7 protein-coding genes are annotated in these 5,225 nt (G+C 47.1%); 1 reads left to right on the top strand and 6 read right to left on the bottom strand.

The genetic code is table 11. The annotated features are described in order from the left end of the window. Nucleotides 1-62: 62 nt before the first annotated feature. The 4 genes from ABW391_RS27305 to mazG all read right to left on the bottom strand — a co-directional run bounded on the left by ABW391_RS27305 (nucleotide 63) and on the right by mazG (nucleotide 3,758). A complete protein-coding gene (locus tag ABW391_RS27305) occupies nucleotides 63-1,154 on the bottom strand; it encodes a M48 family metallopeptidase (protein WP_353485080.1) in 1,092 nt (363 codons plus the stop codon). Between the two features lie 9 nt (nucleotides 1,155-1,163). Beyond that, nucleotides 1,164-2,123 (bottom strand): YjgN family protein, encoded by a 960-nt coding sequence (locus ABW391_RS27300; RefSeq protein WP_353485079.1) that lies wholly within the window; start codon nucleotides 2,121-2,123, stop codon nucleotides 1,164-1,166. A gap of 70 nt (nucleotides 2,124-2,193) precedes the next feature. Further along, complete coding sequence (gene bshB1, locus ABW391_RS27295; RefSeq protein ID WP_353485078.1) at nucleotides 2,194-2,925, bottom strand: bacillithiol biosynthesis deacetylase BshB1; 732 nt, start codon at nucleotides 2,923-2,925, stop codon at nucleotides 2,194-2,196. A gap of 71 nt (nucleotides 2,926-2,996) precedes the next feature. Next, complete coding sequence (gene mazG, locus ABW391_RS27290) at nucleotides 2,997-3,758, bottom strand: nucleoside triphosphate pyrophosphohydrolase (protein WP_353485077.1); 762 nt, start codon at nucleotides 3,756-3,758, stop codon at nucleotides 2,997-2,999. Between the two features lie 104 nt (nucleotides 3,759-3,862). On the opposite strand from mazG, the gene ABW391_RS27285 reads away from it, so the two are divergent. After that, the gene (locus ABW391_RS27285; RefSeq protein ID WP_353485076.1) at nucleotides 3,863-4,537 is read left to right on the top strand and encodes a hypothetical protein; all 675 of its coding nucleotides are present in this window, start codon (nucleotides 3,863-3,865) and stop codon (nucleotides 4,535-4,537) included. A gap of 2 nt (nucleotides 4,538-4,539) precedes the next feature. Here the strand turns inward: ABW391_RS27285 and ABW391_RS27280 are convergent, their stop codons facing one another. Beyond that, nucleotides 4,540-4,848, bottom strand: a complete 309-nt coding sequence (locus tag ABW391_RS27280) for a hypothetical protein (protein ID WP_353485075.1) — start codon at nucleotides 4,846-4,848, stop codon at nucleotides 4,540-4,542. A gap of 16 nt (nucleotides 4,849-4,864) precedes the next feature. Further along, nucleotides 4,865-5,224, bottom strand: a complete 360-nt coding sequence (locus tag ABW391_RS27275; protein WP_353485074.1) for a CoA-binding protein — start codon at nucleotides 5,222-5,224, stop codon at nucleotides 4,865-4,867. Between the last annotated feature and the right edge of the window lies 1 nt (nucleotide 5,225).

The raw sequence follows: 5,225 nt of genomic DNA, 5'->3' as shown, positions 1-5,225 counted from the left end.
AATCTACCCCAAACAAACCAATTAAACAAACAAAAAAACAATAATCCCTCCATTCGATCAGGTTATTCCTCTCCTTGCCGCTCAATCTTTTCCCAAATCCCCTTCAACTCAACATGCTCCCGAACCCCGCGCTGTTTTGCCACTGCTTTTTTGGCAAAAGCCAGTCGGTCTTGTGTCAGCGGGTGTGAGCTGAGGAACTTTAAGAATTGGGGTTCGTTGCCTGCTGCGCCTTGCAGGGTGCGAAACAGATCGACCAAACCCGATTGCGAAAGGTGGTTTTGTTGGAGTACGGTCAGTGCTTCTGCATCGGCCAGGTGCTCCAGTTTGCGGGAGTAGCTGAGGTTGCTGAGCATATTGGCATTGTCCATCAGAACGGCGGTGACGCCATTCACGTCCGACAGGAGCAAGGAAATGAACAAGTAGGTGGAGAGGCTGCGCATTTGCGCTTTGATGCTGTGGCGGAGCTTGACGTGGCCTACTTCGTGGCCCAGCAGGGCGGCTAGTTCTTCGGCAGATCCGATTTTGTCGAGCAAGCCCGAAAAGATGACGATGCGGCCACCCGGCAAGGCAAACGCATTGATTTCGGAAGACTCCACCACGGTAATCCTGATCGGATAGTGGGTATCAAAATCCACCTGCCGCGCAAAACGATTGACCAGCAGGGAGCGTTTGGCGTCTTCCTGGGCGGTAGCCATGAATACCTGGTAGCCGTTTTCGCCCAGTTTGGTCTCAAAACTGCGGGGGATTTGCCCTGCAATCAAGGCGGCGCTATTGGGCACCACCACGAGGGCAAAAAAAGCGAAAACGAACAGCGTCAAAACCGCCAAACCCGACATCACTTTCCAGCCTCCGGTCAGTACCCGATGGTAGGTTTTGTTGACAAAATCCAGATTCGGGTATTTTTGCCTGAGGTCATCAATGAAAGCGGGGTCTTCAATTTCCACGCTTTGGTGCGGGAAATCGCCGTAGTGGAAGGTGTTGAGGGCGCTTCCCGTATCGTTTAACTTGATTTGATCAATTTCCCAACGAATGCTTTGCTCGGCATCGTTTTCGTCGCGAAAGATCAATTGCCAATGGCTGTCCCGCAGCAGGAGAAATGCCTTCCTGCTGCGAGACGATTGGCCGTCGTAATATTTTACTTCGTATTCGTACATATCGAATAATTACATCATGCCCATGTCTAATGCATCCATCAAATCATCGCCAGTGGCATCGCGGTAATCTTCTTCGGTTTGCTCGATGGCATCCGCATTAAATGGGCCATCCAGTACGATGTTGTCAAAAATGTACTTGATGTTGCGGATCATGATCCAGGGTGTGGCAAGTCCCAGGGTAATCACCATCAAAATGGCGTTGACCACCACCAAACCAAATAAATTACCTCCAGTGAAGGATGTTTTGATTTTAACGGTCGATTCGTCCTGGTGGATGCGGATGTTGGAAAATTGAAACTTCAGGCGGTCTTTCATCCACCAGAAGCCGTAAATTCCCAAGGTGAAAATAGTGAGAAAATAACCACCCAGGTTGAGCCCGAACCAATCGGTACCGTCTCCCCGGAAAGAAAACTGCACGCTGCCAAAACGGATGTTTTGGATGAGGTAGCGGCGCAACTTCATCTCAAACCAAAAGCTGTAGATACCAAAGGTAACCAGCGTCAGCAAAAAGCCAATAATGCAAATGCGGATCAATTCAGAAAGTTGTCCGCGGTAGCCAAAGTGAATTCCCCGCCAGGATGTACGCGACATCCGGTAACGGAGCGCCCCATGAATGGCAATGGGTGTCAGCAAGGACATACCTGTGAAAAAGATCAGGAACCCGAATAGGGTAAACAAGGGTTTTTCCACCCACATGAACAGGAATAAAATCAAATAAAGGCCACCGAAAATGCCAATAGCTTTAATAAAGCCGATAAACATTTCTTTTCCGGTGCCATGAAAAGCAAAACGGCTGCCTTCAAATTCTGTTTCCTGGTAGATGTACTTCATCGTTGCGGCGCGTGCCCAAGGGTAGTACAGCCCCAGGGTAACCAGGGTAAGCAACATGTTCACAATAAAAATACCAAAAAGCTTGGAGCCTTCGCCCCAGAAGTCCAACTGGCGTTTTTGATCATCAAGAATTTCCATAATACTATTTTAGGGTTTTTAAAATATTTAAAAGCATAATTTAAAACAAGGTAAAAAAGTTCCAGCAACATCAAATCAAATCAAATAAGTTTTTCACGCCTGGCGTACGGGCCACATTGTAGCCTTCGGCATAGTCAAAATTGGCATCACGGCCCAAAGAACGGCCTTTGGCTTTGAGGAACTCCAGAAAATCTGCTCCGGAAATGGGCGTACTCAATTCTTTGGCATATTCTCCGGCAGTGGGCAAGTAGAATTGCGAGCGAAAGGAGAGCACCAGTTCAATTTTCTTTTCGATGTAGGGGGTGATGTCCACCACAAAATCGGGCTGGAGGTTGCGATCCTGGATGTAGTGGTACACGGCTTTGGGGCGCCAGCGCTCCTGGGGCTGCCCATCGGCATCGAAGGTTTCTATTTTGGCCAGTCCAGCGTAAAAGCAGGCGTCTGCTTCGAGTTTGGCGGCGCGACCGTGGTCGGGATGGCGGTCGTCGAGGGCATTGGCCAGCACGATTTCGGGCTGGTAGGTACGGATCACCGCGATGATCTTGCGGATGTTTTCTGGGGTGTATTGGAAGAATCCATCGGCCATGTCCAGGTTGACGCGTACGGAGGCACCCATGAGTCGGGCGGATTCGGCGGCTTCGAGGTCGCGGATTTCGGCGGTGCCCCGCGTGCCGAGTTCGCCGCGGGTGAGATCGAGCAAGCCGACGGTTTTGCCGTTGGCAATGTGGCTCAAGAGGGTGCCAGCGCAGGAGAGTTCTACGTCGTCTGGGTGTACGCCGATGGCGAGGATGTCGAGTTTCATAGTGTTTTTTTAGGTTCCACGACTTCAGTCGTGGGGTGGCTGGGTATAGGGGCGTTCACGTAGGAACGCCCTTACTGCTGTTTTTTTGCTTCGTTCCACAGGTGATCCATCTCGGCGAGGGTCATGTCGTTGAGGGATTTGTGGGCGTGGGCTTCGATGTATTCAAAGCGTTTTTTGAATTTTTGGTTGATGCGTTCGAGTGCTGTTTCGGGGTCGATGTTGACGAAGCGGGCGTAATTGACCAGGGAAAAAAGGACGTCACCAAATTCTTCTTCTCTTCTGCTTTGGGGCATGTCCTGTTCCAGGGTTTCTTTGAATTCCTGGATTTCTTCTTCTACTTTTTCCCAAACCTGTTCGGCGTTTTTCCATTCAAACCCCACTTGTTTGGTTTTTTCCTGCATGCGGTAGGCTTTGACCATGGCGGGCAGGGATTTGGGTACACCGGCGAGGACGGATTTTTTGCCTTCCTGGAGTTTGAGCTGTTCCCAGTTGCGCTTGACTTCTTCTTCGTCTTTGACTTTTACATCGCCGTAGATGTGGGGGTGGCGCTTGATGAGTTTGTCACATACGGCGTTGAGCGCATCGGCGATGTCAAACCCTTGTTGCTCGTCGGCAATTTTGGCATAAAAGACCATGTGCAACATCAAGTCTCCGATTTCTTCCTTGATGCCGGGTACGTCTTCTTCCAGAATCGCGTCGGCCAACTCGTAGGTCTCCTCAATGGTCAGGTTGCGCAGGGTTTGGAAGGTTTGTTTGCGATCCCAGGGGCATTGCTCGCGCAATTCATCCATGATGGTGAGCAGGCGGGCAAAGGCATCGAGTTTGTGTTGCATGGAGCGATATTTTGGGAAAAACATTTCAGATGAGCAAAAATAAACCTAAATTGCACAAGTGAAGTACAATGAAAGTAAAATAAGTACTCAAAACTTTAATGAAAATGAGCATGCAAAGTAAATCGCTCAACGACTGTAATTTAGCTTATTTGGAAAAGAATTTTGGCCTACGCAGATTGCGGACTCAAGAAAGCCTGGATGCCTGGTTGAGTTTAGCAAATTCGATGGAAATCGATGAAGCGGCCAGACTTGTAGTTCCCATTTTTCAAGATTTGCTGATTACGAATGTTGAATCGTGGAATGAGCAAGAACTGAGTTTGCACTTCATTGGCCCTATGTTTAGTCTGATTCGTTTTACGGAGCCTTATCGATACAATTTATTCGCAGAGCATTTTATCAAAGCAGATATACTCGATGTACACGGTGATCAGGTTACTTTTTCTGGCAAACCAGATGAGATGATTGCCTCTGGGTTTCGCGAACCTGAGGCGCCCTATTTTTGCTTTCAAGAATTCAAAAGAGAAAGTGATCCGAATGGAGATCCCATCGGGCAAGCGTTGGCGGCCATGTTGATTGGTCAGGTACTCAACGAAAATCGCCACCCAATATATGGTTGTTACATGCGGGGACGAGATTGGTATTTCATGACTTTGAGTGAAAAACATTACTGCATCAGCAGGGGCTTTGATGCCACCACGGAGGATGTTTTTGTGATTTTTAAAATCTTGAAGGCACTGAAGGGGATGATTGGTGAATTGGTTGGTAATACAACCGTCTAGTATTAGGTCTCAAATATTTTTTCCAAAATCATTGTAACAACATCACTAACACATAAAAATACCAAAATTCTTGTAAAATAAAGAATACTCCTCCATTCTCTTTTTTCTTTAGAGTCCAATAGACCATCCATTTTATTTCTTATTTTTATTCCAGCAATAGCAGAGAATAGCCCTAATAAAAAGTTTTTAACAAGGCTAAAATAGAATAATTCGTTCTTGTTTATTCGATTACTAATGACATTATCACTAAAGAGGTATGAAAGAAACATTATAATTACTAATGCTTCCAAAAAAATCTTCATTATTTTCATTGTAATATGTTTATATTCAATATACCCCCACCGAAAGCATCACCAAGGTACAGGCAATCTCCACTTCAATTCCTTTTTCCTTGGCCATTCTGACCAGTTCGAAGTTTTCGGTGCCTGGATTAAAAATGATGCGCTTGGGGTGTAAGCCTAAGATATAATCGTAATAATCTTTCTGCCGCTCAGGGTTGAGGTACAGCGTTATGGTGTCTACGTCCTCGGTTGGAGGTAGCCCTTTTTGAATGTCAACACCAAATATATTGGCTTCGCGCAAACCCACCGCCACAACCTCATGGCCTTTGCTCGTCAATCGACGAATGGCTTCATAAGAAACACGGTCAGGATTGTCGGAAGCTCCGAGAACGAGAGTTTTTTTCATA

This window comes from Haliscomenobacter sp. (assembly GCF_040403615.1).
GTDB lineage: Bacteria > Bacteroidota > Bacteroidia > Chitinophagales > Saprospiraceae > Haliscomenobacter.
The sequence above is the reverse complement of the archived record's forward strand: the minus strand, read 5'-3'. Positions and strand labels throughout refer to the sequence as shown.

Bases quoted from the DNA above. Each gene is read 5' to 3' on its own strand.
- ABW391_RS27275 (WP_353485074.1), bottom strand. From the start codon at position 5,224: ATGAAAAAAACTCTCGTTCTCGGAGCTTCCGACAATCCTGACCGTGTT.
- ABW391_RS27300 (WP_353485079.1), bottom strand. From the start codon at position 2,123: ATGGAAATTCTTGATGATCAAAAACGCCAGTTGGACTTCTGGGGCGAA.
- mazG (WP_353485077.1), bottom strand. From the start codon at position 3,758: ATGCAACACAAACTCGATGCCTTTGCCCGCCTGCTCACCATCATGGAT.
- ABW391_RS27305 (WP_353485080.1), bottom strand. From the start codon at position 1,154: ATGTACGAATACGAAGTAAAATATTACGACGGCCAATCGTCTCGCAGC.
- ABW391_RS27285 (WP_353485076.1), top strand. From the start codon at position 3,863: ATGAGCATGCAAAGTAAATCGCTCAACGACTGTAATTTAGCTTATTTG.
- ABW391_RS27280 (WP_353485075.1), bottom strand. From the start codon at position 4,848: ATGAAAATAATGAAGATTTTTTTGGAAGCATTAGTAATTATAATGTTT.
- bshB1 (WP_353485078.1), bottom strand. From the start codon at position 2,925: ATGAAACTCGACATCCTCGCCATCGGCGTACACCCAGACGACGTAGAA.